The sequence below is a fragment of the uncultured Phenylobacterium sp. genome (assembly GCF_902826855.1).
In the GTDB taxonomy this organism is placed as follows: Bacteria; Pseudomonadota; Alphaproteobacteria; order Caulobacterales; family Caulobacteraceae; genus Phenylobacterium.
This window is the reverse complement of sequence record NZ_CADEGK010000081.1, coordinates 1-19050: the sequence shown is the minus strand read 5'-3', so window position 1 is coordinate 19050 and position 19050 is coordinate 1. Positions and strand designations below refer to the sequence as shown.

Genomic DNA, 19050 nt, shown 5'->3' with positions numbered 1-19050 from the left:
GGTCGACGGCTATGGCCTCACGCCGCCCATCGCCCAGCGCGTCAGGGACAGCGGCGCCGACGTGCTGGTCACGGTGGACAACGGCATCGCCAGCTTCGAAGGCATCGCGACCGCCCGGGCGCTGGGCCTGCAGACGCTGGTCACGGACCACCAGCTGCCCGCCGCCGGACAGCACCCGTCCGGCGCCGGCCATCAGGCCCTCCGTCGCCGCCCAGGGCGAGATGTGGATCATGTTGATGCACACCACCGCTTCGACCGGCGCCGCCGGCCACGTGGCCGGATCGGCCGCGTCCAGCGCCAGCGGCGGATCGAGGTTGGCCAGGCCGGCTGCGGCCCGCCAGGCCGCGATGCTCGCGCGCGCGTCGGGGTCCGGATCGCTGGGCCGCCAGCGGACCTGCGGTATCGCCTGGGCGATGAACACGGCATGCTCGCCGGCCCCGCTGGCGATCTCCAGCACCCGCGCCTCCCGGGGCAGCACGCGGCGGAGCACCTGTAGGATGGGCTCGCGGTTTCGCGCCGTGGCCGGCGAGGTGCGGGCGCTGGGCGGCGGGGCGCCGGCCATGTCTAGGCCAACACCCGGCTGAGAAACTGCCCGCCGAGGCGCAGCCCGGCCTCGTCGATGCTATGCCCCAGGCCGCGAGAGACGTGGGCGGTGACCTCGAAGCCGAGCGGCGCAAGGGCTGCCTGCGCCTGCTGCAACGCCGCGACCGGCACCATCGGATCGGCGTCGCCGTGGACCAGCAGGACAGGCGGCCGTGATGGCGACGCGTCCAGGCCGTCGGGATCGGCCAGCATGCCGGAATAGCCCGCGATGCCGGCGATCGGGCGGCGCAGTCCGACCTGCAGCGCCATCATGGTCCCCTGGCTGAAGCCGACAAGCGCGAGCCGGTCCTCCGGCAAGCCATGGGCGGCGAGCTGGCGGTCGATGAAGCCGTTCACGATGGGCGCGGCCTGGCGGACCCCCGCGGCCCGGGCGTCGGGGCTGAAGCTCGTCAGGGCCCACCACTGATATCCGCCAGGCGCTCCGGGGCAGGGCTGCGGGGCGTTGGGCGACAGGAACACCGTATCCGGCAGGGCGGCCCGCCAATACGGGACCAGGCCGATGAGGTCGTCGCCGTTCGAGCCGTAGCCGTGCAGCAGGATCACCATGGAGCGCGGTGCGCCGCCGGAGGCGGGAGGGACCATCGGCCCCTTGAGATCTGAGCTTTCCATGGCCTGGACGTGCGCGACAGGCGGCCTCCAGGTCAAGCCGGCACGCTTGGCGGCCCCTGGGTTAAGGCGCCTAGGCTGCCCTTTCCACGCGCAACAGGACGAACGCCATGGCCAAGATGCCCGCCGGGTTCAAGACCCGCCTGGAGCCGCAGGATGAGTTCCCCCACGAGCCAGGGGACGCCAAGAACTACAACGAAAGCATGTACTTCAACGTCTTCGACCCGAAGTCGAAGGCGGGCGGCTGGTTCCGGATCGGCAACCGGCCCAATGAGAAATATGCCGAAATCACGGTATGCATCTACCTGCCGGACGGCCGCATCGGCTTCGCCTTCGCGCGCCCACCCATCGAGGGCAACACCGAGATGGCCGCCGGCGGCCTGCGCATCGATGTGGTGGAGCCCTTCAAGCGCCTGAAGGTCAGCTACACGGGCAAGGCGCTCCTCATGGAGCGGCCGCACGAGATGGCCGATCCCAAGACCGCCTATCGCAACAACCCCTCCGTCCCCTGCTCGGTGGAACTGGACTTCGAGGGCGCGTCGCCCATGTTCGGCGGCGAAACGGTGAGAGAGGACGGTTCCTCGATCGAGGTCGATCCGGAGAAGTCCTTCGCCAAGGCGCACTACGAGCAGCACTGCACGGCCAAGGGCGTTATCGTCGTAGGCGACGAGCGGTTCGAGATTTCCGGCAACGGCCTGCGCGACAAGTCCTGGGGGCCGCGCCACTGGCAGGCGATCGACTGGTACCGCTGGTGTCCACTGAACTTCGGCCCCGACTTCGGCATGATGCTGTCGGTGGCCGGCGATGGTCAGGGCGGCGCCCGCCAGGGCGGCATGGTGTTCCGCGACGGGGTCTACGACCTGATCGAGGAATGCGCCCTCGAGACCGACTGGGATGAGAACGACTACCAGACCGGGCTGCGCGCGAAGGTCAGGACGGCGGCCGGCAAGCGCTACGAGGTCACCGGCAAGGTCCTGTCCCTGATCCCGCTCCGCAACCGCCGCACCACGCCCGACGGCAAGGAGCTGCAGACCCGCATCACCGAAGGTATGACCGAGTACCGCTGTGGCGACCTGGTGGGCTACGGCCTCAGCGAATACCTCGACCAGATCGTCGACGGCGTCGCCACCGGGCGGACAGCGGGCTACTAGCGGCCCTGTCCGTCGGACGCCGCCTGTGAACGACGCCAACGCCCGCCAGGAGGCCGTCGGCGAGGTCTATTCGCTGCCGGCCATGGTCAAGGCCCGCGACCTCACGTTCGAGGCCGTCCGCCGCATCGCCGCCGCGGTGACGCCGGGCATGACCGAGGGCCGCAGCCACGAGGTTGCGGACGAGGTCCTGGCGGCGATGGGCATGGAACGGCTTTGGCACAAGAACGTCATCCGCTTCGGTCCGGGCACGCTGGAGACCTTCTTCGGCGACTTCCAGCCGGACTACGTGCTCAAGGCCAACGACATCTTCTACGTGGACCTGGGGGTGGTCTGGGACGGCCATGAGGGCGACGCCGGCGACACCTTCGTGGTCGGCGACGACGCCGAGATGCACGCCTGCGCCCAGGCCGCCCGGACCCTCTGGCAGGCGGTCGCCGAGCGATGGCGCGCCGACGGAGCGACCGGCCAGGTGCTTTACGCCTACGCACGGGATCTCGCCCGGTCGATGGGCTGGGAGCTCAACTGGACGGTGAAGGGCCACCGGGTCTCCGATTTCCCGCACGCCATCTACAAGGCCGGCCGCCTGGGCGACTTCCCGGCCGCGCCGAAGACCGGCCTGTGGATCTTGGAAATCCAGATCGCCCATCCCACTCGCCCCATCGGCGCCTTCTACGAAGACCTGCTTTACGAGGCGCCGTAGTCGCGGGGCCCTCTATTGACCTGCCGCGGGGCGCGCCTCTACGCAGTCCGGGTTCGGCGCCGCTCGCCGGCGCAGGAGCGCTCTCCCATGATCATGATCCGTCACATCGAAGGCCGCCGCTCCGAGCGGGTCGCCTGGCTGCTTGAAGAGCTGGGCGTGCCCTATGAGCTCGATTTCATCGGCGGCGACATACTCGGTTCGCTGCTGGAGCTCGAAAAGCACCATGAGATGCGCATGACGCCGGTCGTTGAGGACGGCGACGTGGTGATGGTCGAGTCGAGCGCGATCCTCGAGTACCTGCTCGCAAAGTACGGCAAGGGCTCGTCCCTGCGCCCCGCCGAGGACGCCCCGGAATTTCCGGCTTACCTGGAGTTCCTGCATTTCGCGGAAGGCACGGCCATGCAGAAGATCATGGGCGACCGGCTGGGTCAGGCGCTGGAGCAAGCCCAGCGCAAGGCGGGCGACTATCAGGAGCCGCCCAAGCTGCCCGGCGTCGCCGGATCGCGCAGCGGCTCGCAGCGCATCCTGCACTACTGTGAGAACACCCTGGCAAAGCGGCCTTACTTCGCGGGCGACCAGTTCACCGCCGCCGACATCATGATGCACTTCCCGCTGAAGCTCGGCGCCCCGGCGGCGGCGAAGGCCACGGCCAGCATCAAGGACATCCAGACCCTGGACGGCGCCTATTGGGACGCGTTCCCGCGGTGCAAGGACTTCATGGCCCGCATGGCGGCGCGGCCGGCCTACCAGCGGGCGATGCAGTCCACCATGCCCAACGGCCCGCCGAGCATGTGAGCCCGACGCGACCGATCACCCTTCAGCCCAGGGCGGCGAGGCCGGCCTGGGCGACCACCATGTCCTGCTCGTAGTGGCCGCCGCTGACCCCGACGCCGCCGATCACCGCGTCGCCGACCTTGAGCGGATAGCCACCGCCGAAGACGATCAGGCGCGGCGTCTTGATGATGCCGTGGAGAAGCGGCGGGTCGTTCTTGATGAAGTCGAACCAGCCGTCGGTGGAGATGCCGAAAGAGACGGCCGTGTAGGCCTTGTCCTGGGCGATATCGACGCTGAGCAGCGCCGCGCCATCCATCCGCGAGAACGCCTTGAGGACGCCGGACTCGTCTACCACGGCGATGACCATGGGCACGCCGATCTCGGCCGCCTTGGCCTCGGCGGCGCGGACGACGTCGGCCGCGGCGGAGGCGGAGATCGAGGATTTCGTGATCGTCTTGGCGCTCATTGACGGGTCTCGTGCAGGAGGTGGCGAAGGGCTCAGCTTAGCGACGTGTGGCGCCGCCTACGATGCGTCTGCGGCCGACAGCGTCTCGCGCAGCTCCCGCTTGAGGTACTTGCCGTTGGCGTTGCGCGGAATCGGCTTGTCCAGCAGCCAGACGTAGCGGGGCGCCTTGTGCCGCGCGATGAGGCTGATGCAGTGGTCGCGTATGGCGTCCGCGTCCAGGCGCTCGCCCGGCCGCAGCACGATGGCCGCGCCCACCTCTTCGCCCAGCCGGTCGTCCGGCACGCCGAAGACGCAGCACTCAGCGATCGCCGGGTGCTGGTGGATCGTCGCTTCGACCTCGGCGCAGTAGATGTTCTCGCCGCCCCGCAGCACCATGTCCTTCTTGCGGTCGACCAGGAAGATGAACCCCTCGTCGTCCAGGTAGGCCACGTCGCCGGTGTGCAACCATCCGTCGGTGATCGATTCCGCGGTGGCCTCGGCCCGGTTGATGTAGCCCTTGATGACGGACGAGCCGCGGACCCACAGTTCGCCCGGCTGGCCCGGGCCCAGGGTCTGGCCATCATCGCCCACCACCTTGGTCTCGAAGGTGGGCATCGCGCGGCCGCAGCTCGCCGGCTTGTCGACGAAGAAGTCGCCGGAGATCGAGGTGATGATCCCCGACGTCTCGGTCATGCCGTAGCCGGTGCCTGGCCGCGCGGTCGCCACCGCATTGTCGATCTTGGCCACCAGGTCGGGCTGCAACTGCGCGCCGCCCCCGCCCACGGCCAGCAGGCTGGAGGTGTCGTACTTGGCGAAGTCCGGATGACTGATCAGCTCTCGCGCCATGACCGGCACCCCGCTGGCCGAGGTGCACCGTTCCCGCTCGATCAACTTCAGCGCTTCGCCGGCGTCCCAGCGGTACATCAGGACCATCTTGCCCCCGGCCGCGGTCGTGGCGTAGGCGCCGCAGTTGTTGGCGGTCACGTGGAACAGCGGGGTGGTGACCAGCGTCACCGGAACCGGCGGGACCGCGTCGGGGTCGGGCGCGACGCCCAGCGCGCGCATGGTGGCCAGCCCGCTCGCCTGACCGGCAAACATCATGTTCATCAGGTTGCTGATGCAGCTGCGATGGGTGAGCTGCGCGCCCTTCGGAAAGCCCGTGGTGCCTGAGGTGTAGAAGATGCAGACGTCGTCGTCCGGATCGATGGCGACCTCGGGCAGGTCGCCGCCGTAGGCGATGACCTCCGACCAGGCCACGGCGTCGGCCGGCGCATTGTCCGCCCGCACCGCGACCAGCACCGTATCGCCCCGCATGCCCGGCTGCTCCTCCAGGCGGGCGATGCGTTCGCCATCGGCGAACAGCACCTTGGGGCTGGAGTCCGTGAGCCCGTAGGCCATCTCCGGCGCGGTCCACCAGGCGTTCATGCCCACCACGGCCACGCCCGTGCAGGCGCACGCCCAGTAGATCAGCATCCATTCCGGGTAGTTGCGCATCGCAATGGCCACCCGATCGCCGGGCCTCACGCCGCGGCTGGCCAGCCAGTTGGCGATCGAGGCCACCTGACGGTGCGCCTCGGCATAGGTGATCCGCTCATCGCCATAGACCAGGTAGTCGCGCTCTGCGAACGCGACAGTGGAAAGCCACAGCGCCCGCACATTGGGCAGCGCATTCTTGAACGTGCGGATCGGCGCGCCGCGCACCTCCACGGTCTCGATCTCGAAGGCCGCCCCCGGCTGGGTAAGCTCGGCCCAGGCCTCGTTCAGTTCGGCGTAGTGCATGGTCTTCCTCGGTCGTGTCGGTGTTGATGTCCCGCTGCCGCGATTCCTATCGCGCCCGGCGGGCTCCCGTGAGGTTTTTTCCGCGCAGCGCCAGCCACTTGACGGCTGGACGGGCGCTACTCGGCTGGCCTGGCGCCCCGCGCCGCCAACCGCTGGAGGCGCGCCTCATGGCCCTGGCGGGAAAGCGGATAATTGAACAGGCAGACCATGGCGACGGAGTACAGCATCAGCAGCGCGGCGATGTAGACGACGCCCAGGTTGTGCAGCACCTCCAGCGGCACCTCACTCGGCTGGGCGCCGGAGGGGAACTTCACGAACGACAGCAGAAGGCCCGCGGCCAGAAGGCCGAAGCCGCTTACCGCCTTGGCGACGAAGGTGTTGGCCGAAAGCAGCAGGCCTTCCGACCGGCGGCCGGTCTTTTCCTCCACCTCTTCGACAACGTCGGCGATCATCGACCCGGCCGCGATCGCGCTGGTCACGCCGGCGGCGATGGTGAGCACGGCCTGACCGAACAATAGGCCGACCAGCAGGTTCGAGCCATTGGCCGCGAGGACGTCAAAGATCCTCAATAGGATCAGCGTCGAGGAGATCACCAGATAGATCGCGAAGCCGCCTACGCAGGTGTATTTCTTGCCGATCCGCTTGGAGATGGGCGTCGCAACGGCCACCGCGATGCCCGAGCCGAACAGCGCCGCCATGGAGAGCAGCGAGATCTGATCGCCTCGGAGGCCCCAGAAGTAGGTGGTCAGATAGATGTTCAACGCGCCGGCCATGCCCGTCGCCATGCCTGAGAACATGCCCACGCCCAGCATCACCAGGATGGACTTGTTGGAGATCGTCTCGAACATCTCGCGCAGGGTCCGGGTGAGGCCGATCCGCCGGACTGGGGGCGCGCGGAAGCGCTGGGCCACCTTCTGGGTGCCGAGCGCCGAGATCAGGATGGACGCCAGCATCACCACGATCGCGGCGATGGAATACGCATGGTACCCGTCCGGATTGAGCTGTCCGGTCGGGAACGCCGCGGTCGGGCGCAGGAAGATCGAGAACGCCGCCACCGTCATGCCCAACCCACCGGCCATGCCGAAGAAGTAGCGATAGCTGTAGAGCGCCGTCCGCTCGTCGTAGTTCTCGGTGAGTTCGGGCAGCAGCGACGCGTTGGGGATCTCGTACATCGACAGGAAGGCGCGCAGCGTGACGGCCACCGCCAGCAGGTAGAAGAACATCGCCCCGGCCGCGAGCTCGGGCGGGTTCCAGATGAAGTAGAAGGCGACGCAGATCGGGATCGCGGCGACATACATGAAGGGGTGTCGTCGGCCCAGGCGCGAGCGCCAGTTGTCCGAAACCTGCCCGACGATGGGGTCGATGAACGCATCGAGCACCAGGGCGAGCATAAGGGCGGTCGAGACCATGATCGCCGGCAGGCCGAGGACCTGGTTGTAGTAAATCAGCAGGAGCGCCTGGAATCCCTGGTCCTTGACGCCGTAGGCGATCGACCCCAGGCCATAGAACAGCTTGGGTGCGAAGCCGAGCTTGGGGCCCCCCGCCGCGACAGCGGCCGAACCGGCGCTCGCAGCGTCAGACAGGGGCTCGCCCTTGGATACCGTCATCTAACCTCCCTGGGGGCGCCTTCAGGCGCTCTCTATATAGCCGCGGACCGTTCGGCTCCCCAGCCATTCCAGAGTTCCACAGACACCGCCAGATGTCTTTAGATCAGGCTACAAATTTGGATCAGACTCCAATGTCCCGGCGCACCGCCAGGTGCCCGTGGGACCGTGCTGGCGGGTGTGCGCAAACTCGGCCGGCGCGCAGAATCCCGCGCAAGGTCAGCGCCGGGTGAGAGCAGCGGGGAGACCCGTTTGCCGGGTGAGTGGCGGTGTGCCCAGCCCCGACGACGCCAGTCTCCGCATCGATGGGTGTCGATTGAAACTCAAGTGACGTTTGCTGTGGCTGCGCGGGGTGGACGCAGTCGCGGCGATCCCAGTCTCGGCCTGCCTCATATGTTCTGTTTTTGTTCTTGACGTGGGCGACAGCATGTGCCATGATGATGAGCGTCGGGGCAGTGCGGCTTGGCCGGCTGCGCGCCTCGAAGTTCATAACATGATGAGGGGTGCTCGATGGCGCAGATGCCCAGAGGAGAGCCGCGTTCCGTTCCGGATCCGGCGGGAGAGCAGTATGACGAGATGATCCGGCAGGAGCGGCTGAAGCGACAGGGTGCTGAGGCTGCCGCGGCTCAGCAGCCGGTGAACTCTGTCGGCCATCCGGGCTTCGCGGAGTCGCTGATCCCCGTGTGGGGTTCAGGTCGAGAGGCGGTGGCCGACTTTCAGGAAGGCGACTATGCAGGGGCGGCTTTGAATGGAGCGCTCGCCGCATCTGATCTTTTTCTCGCCGGCTCGATCGCCAAGGGCGTGGCGAAGGGAGGTGTCTACGTGGCGAAGAACGTCGCGAAGAAGGCTCCGTACGCCTGGAAGACGGAAGTTCGCCCGTGGATGGTCAAGCAGGGCTATTTGAAGCCGGGGCAGCACGGCCACCACTGGGCTATCCCGCAGAACGGCTGGGGCAAGAATGTGCCCGACTGGTTGAAGAACCAGCCGTGGAATATCAAGGCGATGCCAGAAGGCCCGGCGGGCGCTCAGATGCACGGACGAATGACCAACTCCTACAAGGGCCAGACGCAGTTCAACGTAGTGGAGCGGTATGTATACGGCACGCCGGCCTGGTCCAAGGTCGCTACCGGCGCAGCGGTCGGTCATCCGGCAGCGGCGGCCAAGGCGCAATCGGACAAGCGCCGCTGAGCCCAACGTTTCCCGCCCTGGCGTTTCGTCGCGATGTCGGTCGCCATGCAACGGCAGGGCGGGAGCGCCTGACCTGGTTTCGCGACGCCGAGGATTTTTCGACCTGCACTTCGTGGGAACTGTCGCACGGAGAACGGCTAGGCATGGTGCTGGTCGGCCGCGACCTTCGATGCTGGAAGGTCGTTGGCGTCGTTGATCTGGGGGTCGCCAGGCCATTCGGGGAGCGGGTGCTCCGGTTCGTGGTGGGCCAGAGCGTTCACCGAATTGAACAGGAGATCGCCGAGAGCGAGTCCATGACGTTGGAACAGCTGAAGGCTCGCGCTGCTTCGTCGATCCAGGCGAACCCAGACGACTGGCGCGACGATGAGGCGATCGCCGGCGAGGCTGGCCCGCCGAGGGACGAGCAGGAACTTCTGGATGAACTTGCGGCTGCGGTTCGCGCCGCCCCCTCTGTGCCGCAGATCATCAATGCCCTCTATGGAGAGCAATTGGAGGGCTGAAGCCGAGCGCAATTAGATCGGCATGCACGGGGACCCACCGTTCGCTGCCCTCGTTCTTCACGCGCTGCCCGCGCTCTGCGTTCTCGACAATGCTGATCACCCAAGCCGATTGCTCAGCGTCCGTCGTGTCTCGATACCTTTCCTGTCGAATGTCGTCAGGATGAAGCTGTCCTAGCTCGGTCTGCCGAGCGCCGCTGTAAAGCGCCAATAGCGGAAGCCAGTATGCAGCTTCCCCGCCGCCAGCCTCAGGCCGCTTGCCGTCTGCGTAGATGGGGCTCGCGAACAGCGTCTTGATCTCCGACTCCTCGAAGGCCCGACGCTTGTCCTTAGCCCGTCGCTTGTCCGCGACCCTCTCTGACGCGACAGTGAGCGCCCGATACGATTGATCGTCCTGGGTGAGCCGAAGGGTGGCCGGCGCCTACTGAGCGGCGAGATCGACGCGCGAGCGCACTGGGGCCATGCCTCTCAATCATCCCTTCGCCGCCGGGATTCGAGTTCGAAGATCCCGGCGCGGCTTCTGAATTGACGAGGGGCGGAAACTCTTAGGGTGCGGAATTCTTCCGCTGCAAAACCAAAGCAAGAACAATTATTTGACCGAAAATATGGCGGTGCGAGTGGGATTCGAACCCACGTTAGAGTTTCCCCTAAACACGCTTTCCAAGCGTGCGCCTTCAACCACTCGGCCACCGCACCTTAACGCCGCGCGGGGGCGGGCCCCCGGCGGAAGGCGGGCATATACCGTCAGGAGGGCGGGGCGGGCAAGCGCCGGGTCTTCGCCTGCGACAGTCGGGCCGGGTTGAAAAGGGAGCGCGCCTCGGCGGCCGTGAGCGCGACCTCCAGCGGACGCGAGTCGGTGGGCCAGCGGCGCAGGTCCGCCGCGGCGCCGGGCAGGGCCTCGCGGATAGCCGCCTGCACGGTGGCGAGCTCGGCGTCGGCGGCGCGCAGTCGCGCCTGTTCGGTGGCCATGCCGGCATAGCGTTCGTGGATCAGGCCCAGGCGGGCGCGGGCGGCGGCGACCATCGCGACGGCTGTGGCTGCGTCCCCGGCGGCCAGTTTGGCCTCAGCCGCGGTGAGCGCCCGACGCGCGTCGTCCATCAGGCGGGCGACGGTGACCGGGGCGCGGGCGGGACGCGGGCAGGCGGCGGGCTCCAGGGCGCGCACGTAGGCGGCCAGCCCCGCGAGAACCGCGGGCGCCGGCTCGGGCCCATCGAACTCCTCGACGATCAGGCCGCGGATGAACGTCGCCAGGTCGGCGGGCGCCACCGTCAGCCTGGTTCTCGGCCCGGAGAGGTCGGGGATAGGCCTGGGGTCGTGGACGCCGTTGCCGCGGTGGCTGGAAAACAGCGACAGCGTCACGTCAGCCGTTCCGGGGGCGCCGGAGGCGCCGGGGAACTGGAAGTCGGGGTTGTCGCGACCGGCGCGGTGGCAGCTCTCGCAGGTCAGGCCCGCGCGCGCCGCCTGGCCGCCCAATAGCACTGGGGTCCCGAACGCCGCGCGGCCCACCTCGACCGACAGCGCGGCCTGGGGCTCGCGTGGCAGGCGCAGGCATTCGGCGGGCGTGGTCGCGAAGGCGCGCTGCGGATCGGTCCCGGCGGCGACCCAGCGCATGGCGCGAAGCGGCGGGCCGGCATCGGCGGCCAAGGCCGCCGCACCGGCCAGCGCGGCGACGAGGCCTAGAGCCCGGGTTCGCCGCCGACGTCGATCCAACGGCGCAGCTCCTCGGCCTCGGCGCACCCGAACGCGCAGACGCGATCGAGCTTGGACAGCATGGCCCTGGCGCCGGCCAGGTCGCCGCGCACGACCTTCAGCTCGCCGTAGTATTCGGTGGCGCCAACGTGGTCGGGGGCCACCGCCAGGGCCTGCTCGTAGTAGTCGGCCGCCCGGTCGAACTGTCCCTTCTTGCGCCAGGCGTAGCCCTGGTAGGTCAGGATATCCGGGTGCGGCCCGAAGGCTGTGCGGGCGGCGTCCAGCGAGGCCAGGGCCTCGTCAAACCGCTTCTCGTTGATCAGGCTGACCGCCTGCACATAAGCCTGGTCGCCCGCCTCGGCGAATAGCAGCGAGCCCCGCTCCAGGGCGGCGCTGGGCTGGCTTGCGGCCTCCGCGCCGCCGACGGCCTGCTCGACCTGCGAGGTGAGGGCCTTCACGGTGTCGCATCCGGTGGTGCAGCTGGCGGCCTTGGCCTTCAGCCAGTCGAGCTGCGCCTGGGCCTTGGGGTCCTTCAGGTTGGCGAGCGCCAGACCCAGGCCGGCGTGGGCCGGCAGGTCGTCGGGCGCGAGCTTCACGACCCGCTCGTAGGCCTTCTTGGAGCCCTTCCAGTTCTCCGCGCCGGCATGGGCCACGCCCAGGACCCGCCAGCCGTCGGCGTTCTTCGGCGCGACCTGGGTGACGCGGTCGGCCGCGCGGGCGGCGGCCTTGTAGTCCTTCGCCTGGATGGCCCGGACCGCCTTGGCGTATTCCTCGGCCGCGTCGTACTGCGGGGCCGAGGCGGAAGGCATGGAGCCGCCCACACCGCCGCCACCCCCGCCACTGCCCGCCGCCAGCGCGGCGGCCGCCGGCATCATGGTCAGCGCCCCGGTCAGGAGCATGATCTTCAGCCTGCGCATGCCGCGTCCTCCCTGCGATTGAGCGATCGTCGGTATACTCCCACAAATGCCGCGGCGGTTCAGCTAGCGTTTGCCGAGGTGCTTTTCGAAGCCGCACGCACTATCTACGGCAGCGACCAAGCCGCTGGAGGCGCCCGATGTTCTTCAAGAAGCCGATGGAACTTCCCACCGCCGCGACCGCGCTGCCGGGCCGGAGCCAGGCCCTGCCGACCGCCGCGGTCCACTTCGTGAATGGCCGGCCGCTGAAGGGGCCGTACCCGGAGGGGCTGGAGACGGCCTACTTCGCCATGGGCTGCTTCTGGGGCGTCGAGCGGATCTTCTGGCAGATCCCCGGGGTGCATGTGACCGCCGTGGGCTACCAGCAGGGGATCACGCCGAACGCCACATACGAGGAGGTCTGCTCCGGCCGCACCGGTCACACCGAGTCGGTGCTGGTGGTCTATGACCCGAAGGTGGTCACCTTCGCCGACCTGCTGAAGGTGTTCTGGGAGACCCACGATCCGACCCAGGGCATGCGCCAGGGCGGCGACATCGGCACGCAGTACCGCTCCGGGATCTACGTCACGAACGACGCCCAGGCCGCTGCGGCCGAGGCCTCGCGGGCGACCTACCAAGTGGAGCTCTCCAAGCAGGGCTACGGCAGGATCACCAGCGAGATCGACCCCGCCGCGCCGTTCTACTTCGCCGAGGACTACCACCAGCAGTACCTGGCCAAGAACCCGAACGGCTACTGCGGCATCGGCGGCACGGGGGTTTCGTGCCCCATCGGGGTGGGCGTCACGGCCTAGGAGGAGAGGGCGGGGTGACCAGGGACGAACTGCACCAGGCGGCCATGGCGCTGCCGGGGGCGACCCTCGACCTCAAGTGGGGCGACGACCACTGCTACTGTGTGGGCGGGAAGATGTTCTGCGCCACGGACGGCGCCTACGCCAACCTGTCGTTCAAGGCCTCCGACATCGCCTTCGAGGCCCTGGTCGAGACCGGCCGCGCCACGCCCGCTAAGTACATGGCGCGCGCCAAGTGGGTGAACCTCCCCGACCTGCGCAGCCAGGACGTCGCCGAGGTGGCCGACTGGGTCCGCAGCGCCCACGCCATCGTCGCCGCCAAGCTGCCGAAGACGCAGCAGAAGACGCTCGGGATCGCGTGACCACCCGCGCGGAGGTCCAGACTCTGGCGCTGGCCCTTCCCGAGGCCACCCAGGTGACGCTGTGGAACCGCGTCGACGTCTACAAGGTGCGACTGAAGGTGTTCGGCGTTTGCAGCGAGCGCGACGGCCTGTCGTTCAAGGCCACGCAGATCGCCTTCGCCGTCTTGACCGACGACGGTCCTGGCCGACCGGCGCCGGGCTTTCCGAAGGGCGCCGGGACATGGGTGAACCTGCCGCTGAGCGAAGTGAGCCGCGAGGAGGCCGCTGACTGGCTGGCCACGTCCTATCGCCTCGTCGCAGGCGCCCTCACCAGGAAGGCTCGGGCGGAACTGGGGATCGAGCCATGACACGCGAGGAGGTGGAGGCGATCGCGCTCGGCCTGACCGCCACCACGAAGGTGGTGCAGTGGGGGGAGAGCGACGTCTACAAGGTGGGCGGCAAGGTGTTCGCGCTCTGCGGCGGCGACGGCCTGGCCTTCAAGGTCTCGCCTGTCGGCTTCGAGGTGCTGACCAGCGACGGGCTCGGCCGCCAGGCGCCCTACTTCGCCAAGGGCCACTGGGTCAGCATCCCGCTCGACCGCATCGACCGTGAGGACGCCGCCGGCTGGCTCGCCACCGCCCATAGCCTGATGGCCGCCAAGCTGACGCGGAAGGCCCGCGCCGAGTTCGGGCTGGCCCCTAAAGCCTGAACACCTCGATCGCGTTGCCGCCGAGGATCTTCTTCACGTCAGCATCGGAGATGCCGGTGTCGATCACCTGCTTCATCGCCGTCCAACTGTAGCCGAACGTCGACTCCGGGTGCGGATAGTCGGCCGACCACATCACCCGGTCGGCGCCGATCTGGTCGATCAGGCTCAGGCCCAGCTTGTCGGTCATGAACGCCGAATAGACGTTGGTGTCGAAGTAGTGCCGCGGTTCGTGGTTCAGCTTCCAGTCGAGCATCGGCTCGAACGAACCCCAGATCAGCTCGGCGTCCTGGATCGCGGTCAGCACCCAGTTGATGCCGCCTTCCATGAACACCACGCGCAGGCCGGGATGGCGGTCGAAGACGCCGCCGAAGATCAGCGTGCCGATGGTCTTCCGGAAGCCTGCCAGGTTCTGCATGAACGAGGTGCCCATGCCGCCGCGGCCCGGATTGGCGTTCTCGCCGATGTGGATGCAGAGCGGCAGGCCGGAGGCCTCCACCGCCGCGAAGAACGGCTCCATCTCCTTGGACGCATAGCTGATCGGCTGTCCGTCGAGCCCCACGCCGGGGTTCTGCGGGATCATGAAGGTCTTCAGGCCCAGCGCCTTGATCTCGGCCAGGGAGGCCTCGAAGCGCGACGGGTCCCAGAAGTTGGCGTAGCCCACGCCGTAGAAGCGGCCGGGCGCCCGCTCGCCCACCTCGGCCATGTGCTCGTTGTAGATGCGGCAGATCAGGTCGCGCGCTTCCAGGTCCTTGTGGAAAAGCAGCGTCAGGGCGGCGTTGCCGAAGATGATCTCCTTGTCGATCCCTTCGTGATCGAGGTCGGCCAGCCGCGCCTCCATGATCGCGCAGCCGGGCAGCTTCTCGAAGCTGGCGAAGGTGTTCGCCGACACCTCCGGAATGAGCGACTTGCCGTCGATCACGAGATTATAGACCCCGTACTCGTGCACCACGCGCGGCGCCCGGTCCTTCATCCTGGCGGGGAACTTGTCCCACCAGATGTCCTCGGACACCGAATAGTGGTTATCGACCGAGACGACGACCGTGCCGGCGGGCAGACGAACATCGCCCTGCGCTTCCGGCTTGCGCTCGCACGGGATGCCGACCTCCTGCATCCGACGCCAGATCAGGTCGGGCATGTCCTTGGCCATGGAGCGCTCCTCGGGCGTATCGTTGTTCTTGCCGACAATTGTGGACCGCTCTCTAAATTCGGCAAGCCGGAAAGGGGCCGCGCCTCACGCCCCCGGGCCCCTAGTCCTCCAGAATCAGGCTGTGGGTCCTGCTTTCGCGCAGCCGCAGCACCACCAGGAACGACATGGCCAGGACGATCGCCACATAGATGAAGAACCAGGTTTCGTGGCCCTCGCGCTTCAGCGCGATCGCGATCATCTCCGCCGTGCCGCCGAAGGTGGCCGCCGCCATGCCGTAGGGCAGGGCCACGCCCAGCGCACGGACGTTGGCGGGGAACAACTCGGCCTTCACGACGGCGCTCACCGAGTTGTACCCGGAGAGCACGAACACCAGCGCCGAGACGATCAGGAAGGCGACCCAGGGACTGGGCCCGTTCATCAGCGCCGTCATCGCGGGATAGCTCATCAGGGCGCAGCCGCCGAACGCGAACCCCAGCGTCGCCCTGCGGCCCAGGTGGTCGCTGATCCAGCCGAAAAGCGGGAGCGCCAGCAGGTAGACGAACAGCGACCCTGCGGAGATGGCCGTCGCGGTGGGCGCGGCGAACCCGCCGGAGGCCTTTAGGAACTTCGGCATGTAGGTGGTGTAGCTGTAGAAGGCGAGCGAGCCGCCGGCGGTGAAGAAGAAGATCGCCAGCGTCTCCTTGGGATACTTCAGGAACAGCAGCATGGTCCGCGCCCGTTCCTCACCGCGGGCCTTGGAGTTCTCGTAGGAGGCGCTCTCGTCCATACGGGCGCGGATCCAGAACACCACCACGGCCATCGCGGCCCCGATGAAGAAGGGGATGCGCCAGCCCCAGTCGTTCAGGGTCGCCTCGGACATGTTGGTCTGCATCAGCGCCAGGATGCCGAGCGCGATCAGTTGGCCCATCACCATGGTGACAAACTGGAAGCTCGACCAGAACCCCCGCCGCTTGGCGCCGGCCATCTCAGACAGGTAGGTGGCGCTCGCTCCGTACTCGCCGCCGACCGACAGGCCCTGCAGGATGCGCGCAAGCACCAGGATGATCGGCGCGGCGATCCCGATGGTCGCGTAGCTCGGCAGGAGGGCAATGATCAGCGAGCCGACGCACATCATGCCCACCGCCAGGGTGAGCGCCGTCTTGCGTCCGGCCCGGTCGGCGTACAGCCCCATGAGCCAGGCCCCCACAGGGCGGGCAAAGAAGCCGACCGCAAAGGTCGTCATCGTACCCAGTAGGCTCGTGAGCGGATCGTCGCTGGGGAAGAAGTGGCTGGAGAAGTAGGGGGCGAAGGCCGAGTAGACGAACCAGTCGTACCACTCCACCAGATTGCCGGACGAGCCCCCGAGGATCGCCCGCAGCCGCTGCGGCGCGGTCAGGCCGGGCTTCAGGACGCCGGGCGGAACCCCGCCTTCCGCCCCTGTCTCCGTCGCGGTCATGCTTCCCCCAAGGTTTCGGCCTGGGGCGCATGCTAGGGCGGCTCATGCAGGATTGGGATACCGGTCTATGGGACCGTTGGTTTGCTGGGCGTCAGATGCGCCCCATCAGCACCAGGATCACGATGATCACCAGCACCAGGCCCAGGCCGCCGCTCGGGAAATAACCCCAGCTGCGCGAGTGGCCCCAGGTCGGCAACGATCCCAGCAGGGCCAGGATCAGGATGATGATGAGGATGGTCCCCAGCATGTCGCGCTCTCCTCATGGTCGTCCCCCGAACCCGACCCCCGCAAAAACGTGCGCGGCCAAGCTTAGGTTCCGGAATGAGGCTCAGTCGGCGGCGTCGGCGGTGTGCAGCCGCGCCTCGTGGCGCGTGACGCTGAGCGCATACATCATTCCGATCCAGCCGCCCTTCACGCGCGGCAGCAGTAGGAGCGTGATCAGCAGCAGGGCCCCCAGCAGGATCGGCAGCGAGTACTGTGGAGGGCTCTCCCAGATGATCGGGAAGAACAGCGCCGGCCCGATCACCAAGTGCCCCACCAGGAGGATGGTGAGGTACGCCGGGCCGTCGTCGGCCGGGTAGAGGCTGAGGTCGTGGCCGCAGGCCTTGCAGTCCGGCTCCACCTTCAGGTAGCGGCCGAAAAGACGCCCCTCGGAGCAATTCGGGCACCGGTGGCGTAGGCCGCGGCCGATTGAACGGAACAACGGATGGGCAATCTCGGGCATGACGCTCATATGCGCCCGCGAGGCCTCCGGTGAAAGAGGCCGCGCTGTCGCGTCGCAGTGAAAATGACCTCAGTGGCCCCGCTGGCGCTCGATAGGGGTAGGTGCGCTGTCGGCGTCGTGGCCCGCGTGGCCCTCCTCGGCGCGGGTCATCGCCGGCAATGGTCGCACCGCGCGAGGCGCGCCGGTTGCCCCCTACCGCTTCGCGGCCCGGCTGACCGCCTTGCCGGCGGACTCGGCGTCGCGGCCGACACCGGAGACGGTGTTGCAGCCGGCCGCCAGCAGGGCGGCCGCGGCGACGGTGAGCAGGATGAACTTGCGCATGGGGAGCCCCTTGTCCGGAGATGCCGCTTCAGGTCGGATGAACCGGGGTTCTAGTCAAGCTTGCGGCGGCATTGCGGCGCCGATCGGATGGTGATCGTCTCGCGCCGTGAACCCATCCCTCGGCCAGCTGGTGCTGGCGATCCACCTGGCGGTCATCGCCTTCAATATCGGGGGCCTTATCGCGATTCCGCTCGGCGCTGTGCTGGGCTGGCGGTGGGTGAGGACGATGTGGTGGCGGGTGCTGCACCTTGGGTCGCTGGCGGTGACGGCGCTGCAGGCGCTCCTGGGCCGGGCGTGCTTCCTCACCGATTGGCAGAATGGCCTCACAGGCGGCGGCGCACACGATCCGCTGCTCATGCGCTGGGTCAACGCCGCCATCTACTGGCCGCTGCCGATGTGGGTGTTCACCACGTCCTACGTGGCGGTGTTCGTCTATGTGACCGCGCTGTGGTGGCTCGTACGCCCGCAAAGGCGCATAGTCCGCAAAGGACGATCTGGCGGGAGGGCTGGGGATGAGGGCTTCTAAGGTTCAAACCCTGATGGCGGCGGCGCTCGCCTGCCTGCTCGCGGGGACGGCGGCGGCCCAGGCCTACAAGGCCCCGCGCAACGCCTTCGGGCAACCCGACTTCTCGGGGACATGGACCAACGCCTCGATCACCCAGTTGGAGCGGCCGGCGCAGTTCAAGAGCCTCACGATCACACCCGAGCAGGCGGGGGCGATGGAGCGTGGCTACGCCAGCAGGCGCACCAGCGACGCCAAGCCGAGCGATCCGAACGCCCCGGCCCCCAAGCCCGGTCAGGACCCCGGCGGCTACAACGCCTTCTGGATCGATCCGGGGACGAAGGTGGGATCGATCCGGGGTGAGCTGCGCTCCTCGTGGATCGTCGAACCGGCGGACGGCAAGCTGCCGTACTCGGCCGAGGGCCGGAAGCACTTCCTGGTCGAGGTGGACAAGATCCGGAGCAACTTCGACGGCCCCGAGGTGCGCCACCTGGCCGAGCGCTGCCTGATGGGCTTCGGCTCCACGGCCGGGCCGCCGATGATGAACGTGCTCTACAACAACACCTACCAGTTCCAGCAGACCAGGGATCACCTGGTCATCGTGGTGGAGATGAACCACGACGCGCGCATTATCCGCCTGGGCGACAAGACCCACCCGAAGGCCGACATCCGCACGTGGATGGGCGACTCGATCGGCTGGTGGGAGGGCGACACCCTGGTGGTCGAGACCACCAACTTCCACCCTGGCGAACAGCTGCGCCCCGGCATTCCGACCACGTTCTACGTGTCGACCGAAGCCAAGGTCACCGAGCGCTTCACGCGCGTCTCGTCCGCCCAGATCCTGTACGAATTCACGGTGGATGACCCCAAGACCTATACCCGGCCGTGGCGCGCCGAGATGCCGATCAACGCGGCCAAGGGGCCGGTCTACGAGTACGCCTGCCACGAGGGCAACTACGCGCTTCCGGGCATTCTGGGCGGCGCCCGCTACGCCGAGGCCCAGGGCAAGAAGCCGGAGACGGTGGACGTCGGGGAGTAGCCGGCGCCCGCAAACGGGCGACCTCGCCATCAGCCATTGAATCCCACATTTCCCAAGTAAGGCGCTGATTTCGCTGTCCTGACCATTATATTTC

Annotated in this window: 23 protein-coding genes and 1 tRNA gene; 11 read left to right on the top strand and 13 right to left on the bottom strand. The window is 67.9% G+C overall.

All coding sequences use genetic code 11. From position 1 onward, the window contains the following. Both QZV94_RS12720 and QZV94_RS12715 read right to left on the bottom strand, forming a co-directional pair. Positions 1-562: DUF938 domain-containing protein (locus QZV94_RS12720; RefSeq protein WP_293678260.1), on the bottom strand; the 562-nt coding region annotated here is incomplete at its 3' end. Between the two features lie 2 nt (positions 563-564). After that, a complete protein-coding gene (locus tag QZV94_RS12715) occupies positions 565-1185 on the bottom strand; it encodes a dienelactone hydrolase family protein (protein WP_293678259.1) in 621 nt (206 codons plus the stop codon). 134 nt (positions 1186-1319) lie between these two features. Here QZV94_RS12715 and QZV94_RS12710 point away from each other — a divergent pair, with 134 nt between their 5' ends. From QZV94_RS12710 to QZV94_RS12700, 3 genes are all read left to right on the top strand, one after another. Continuing rightward, positions 1320-2360 carry a hypothetical protein gene (locus QZV94_RS12710; RefSeq protein WP_293678258.1) on the top strand — a complete coding sequence of 347 codons (1041 nt, stop codon included), beginning with the start codon at positions 1320-1322 and terminating at the stop codon, positions 2358-2360. Positions 2361-2385: 25 nt separating this feature from the next. After that, the gene (locus tag QZV94_RS12705; RefSeq protein ID WP_293678257.1) at positions 2386-3060 is read left to right on the top strand and encodes a M24 family metallopeptidase; all 675 of its coding nucleotides are present in this window, start codon (positions 2386-2388) and stop codon (positions 3058-3060) included. A gap of 87 nt (positions 3061-3147) precedes the next feature. Then, entirely contained in the window at positions 3148-3855 is a 708-nt protein-coding gene (locus tag QZV94_RS12700) for a glutathione S-transferase family protein (RefSeq protein ID WP_293678256.1), read from the top strand. 22 nt (positions 3856-3877) lie between these two features. On the opposite strand, the gene QZV94_RS12695 is transcribed toward QZV94_RS12700, so the two are convergent. The 3 genes from QZV94_RS12695 to QZV94_RS12685 all read right to left on the bottom strand — a co-directional run bounded on the left by QZV94_RS12695 (position 3878) and on the right by QZV94_RS12685 (position 7665). Further along, positions 3878-4300: a heme-binding protein gene (locus QZV94_RS12695; protein ID WP_293678255.1), complete on the bottom strand. Its 423-nt coding sequence runs from the start codon at positions 4298-4300 to the stop codon at positions 3878-3880. Between the two features lie 57 nt (positions 4301-4357). After that, positions 4358-6058, bottom strand: coding sequence for a class I adenylate-forming enzyme family protein (locus tag QZV94_RS12690; protein ID WP_293678254.1), 1701 nt, complete (start codon positions 6056-6058; stop codon positions 4358-4360). Positions 6059-6174: 116 nt separating this feature from the next. Further along, on the bottom strand, positions 6175-7665 hold the full coding sequence (locus QZV94_RS12685) for an MFS transporter (protein ID WP_293678253.1): 1491 nt from the start codon (positions 7663-7665) through the stop codon (positions 6175-6177). A gap of 507 nt (positions 7666-8172) precedes the next feature. Between QZV94_RS12685 and QZV94_RS12680 the strand changes: the two genes are divergently transcribed. Both QZV94_RS12680 and QZV94_RS12675 read left to right on the top strand, forming a co-directional pair. Next, positions 8173-8850 carry a hypothetical protein gene (locus QZV94_RS12680; RefSeq protein WP_293678252.1) on the top strand — a complete coding sequence of 226 codons (678 nt, stop codon included), beginning with the start codon at positions 8173-8175 and terminating at the stop codon, positions 8848-8850. 143 nt (positions 8851-8993) lie between these two features. Further along, positions 8994-9350 carry a hypothetical protein gene (locus QZV94_RS12675; RefSeq protein ID WP_293678251.1) on the top strand — a complete coding sequence of 119 codons (357 nt, stop codon included), beginning with the start codon at positions 8994-8996 and terminating at the stop codon, positions 9348-9350. Positions 9351-9953: 603 nt separating this feature from the next. Here QZV94_RS12675 and QZV94_RS12670 read toward each other — a convergent pair. The 3 genes from QZV94_RS12670 to QZV94_RS12660 all read right to left on the bottom strand — a co-directional run bounded on the left by QZV94_RS12670 (position 9954) and on the right by QZV94_RS12660 (position 11953). Then, a tRNA-Ser gene (locus QZV94_RS12670) sits at positions 9954-10043 on the bottom strand. A gap of 48 nt (positions 10044-10091) precedes the next feature. Beyond that, entirely contained in the window at positions 10092-11057 is a 966-nt protein-coding gene (locus tag QZV94_RS12665; protein ID WP_293678250.1) for a hypothetical protein, read from the bottom strand. Further along, the gene (locus QZV94_RS12660) at positions 11024-11953 is read right to left on the bottom strand and encodes a tetratricopeptide repeat protein (RefSeq protein ID WP_293678249.1); all 930 of its coding nucleotides are present in this window, start codon (positions 11951-11953) and stop codon (positions 11024-11026) included. Before QZV94_RS12660 ends, QZV94_RS12665 begins: the two co-directional genes overlap by 34 nt. Positions 11954-12090: 137 nt before the next feature. On the opposite strand from QZV94_RS12660, the gene msrA reads away from it, so the two are divergent. The 4 genes from msrA to QZV94_RS12640 are packed head-to-tail and all read left to right on the top strand — an operon-like array spanning position 12091 to position 13788. Then, positions 12091-12741: a peptide-methionine (S)-S-oxide reductase MsrA gene (gene msrA, locus QZV94_RS12655; RefSeq protein WP_293678248.1), complete on the top strand. Its 651-nt coding sequence runs from the start codon at positions 12091-12093 to the stop codon at positions 12739-12741. Positions 12742-12755: 14 nt separating this feature from the next. Beyond that, entirely contained in the window at positions 12756-13100 is a 345-nt protein-coding gene (locus QZV94_RS12650; RefSeq protein ID WP_293678247.1) for an MmcQ/YjbR family DNA-binding protein, read from the top strand. Next, the gene (locus tag QZV94_RS12645) at positions 13097-13447 is read left to right on the top strand and encodes an MmcQ/YjbR family DNA-binding protein (RefSeq protein ID WP_293678246.1); all 351 of its coding nucleotides are present in this window, start codon (positions 13097-13099) and stop codon (positions 13445-13447) included. Before QZV94_RS12650 ends, QZV94_RS12645 begins: the two co-directional genes overlap by 4 nt. Then, positions 13444-13788, top strand: a complete 345-nt coding sequence (locus QZV94_RS12640; protein WP_293678245.1) for an MmcQ/YjbR family DNA-binding protein — start codon at positions 13444-13446, stop codon at positions 13786-13788. Before QZV94_RS12645 ends, QZV94_RS12640 begins: the two co-directional genes overlap by 4 nt. Here the strand turns inward: QZV94_RS12640 and QZV94_RS12635 are convergent. The 5 genes from QZV94_RS12635 to QZV94_RS12615 form a co-directional block, all read right to left on the bottom strand. Next, positions 13778-14935, bottom strand: a complete 1158-nt coding sequence (locus tag QZV94_RS12635) for an amidohydrolase family protein (protein WP_293678244.1) — start codon at positions 14933-14935, stop codon at positions 13778-13780. The genes QZV94_RS12640 and QZV94_RS12635 overlap by 11 nt on opposite strands. Before the next feature lie 100 nt (positions 14936-15035). Next, positions 15036-16370, bottom strand: a complete 1335-nt coding sequence (locus tag QZV94_RS12630) for an MFS transporter (RefSeq protein WP_293678243.1) — start codon at positions 16368-16370, stop codon at positions 15036-15038. Between the two features lie 91 nt (positions 16371-16461). Further along, a complete protein-coding gene (locus tag QZV94_RS12625; protein WP_293678242.1) occupies positions 16462-16617 on the bottom strand; it encodes a DUF3309 family protein in 156 nt (51 codons plus the stop codon). An 81-nt stretch (positions 16618-16698) separates the two neighbouring features. Further along, on the bottom strand, positions 16699-17094 hold the full coding sequence (locus QZV94_RS12620) for a DUF983 domain-containing protein (protein WP_293678241.1): 396 nt from the start codon (positions 17092-17094) through the stop codon (positions 16699-16701). Positions 17095-17286: 192 nt separating this feature from the next. Continuing rightward, complete coding sequence (locus tag QZV94_RS12615; RefSeq protein WP_293678240.1) at positions 17287-17415, bottom strand: entericidin A/B family lipoprotein; 129 nt, start codon at positions 17413-17415, stop codon at positions 17287-17289. 106 nt (positions 17416-17521) lie between these two features. Between QZV94_RS12615 and QZV94_RS12610 the strand changes: the two genes are divergently transcribed. Both QZV94_RS12610 and QZV94_RS12605 read left to right on the top strand, forming a co-directional pair. Next, positions 17522-17941, top strand: coding sequence for a DUF2784 domain-containing protein (locus QZV94_RS12610; protein ID WP_293678239.1), 420 nt, complete (start codon positions 17522-17524; stop codon positions 17939-17941). Continuing rightward, positions 17928-18956 (top strand): hypothetical protein, encoded by a 1029-nt coding sequence (locus QZV94_RS12605; RefSeq protein WP_293678238.1) that lies wholly within the window; start codon positions 17928-17930, stop codon positions 18954-18956. The genes QZV94_RS12610 and QZV94_RS12605 overlap by 14 nt, the downstream gene beginning before the upstream one ends. Positions 18957-19050: the final 94 nt, after the last annotated feature.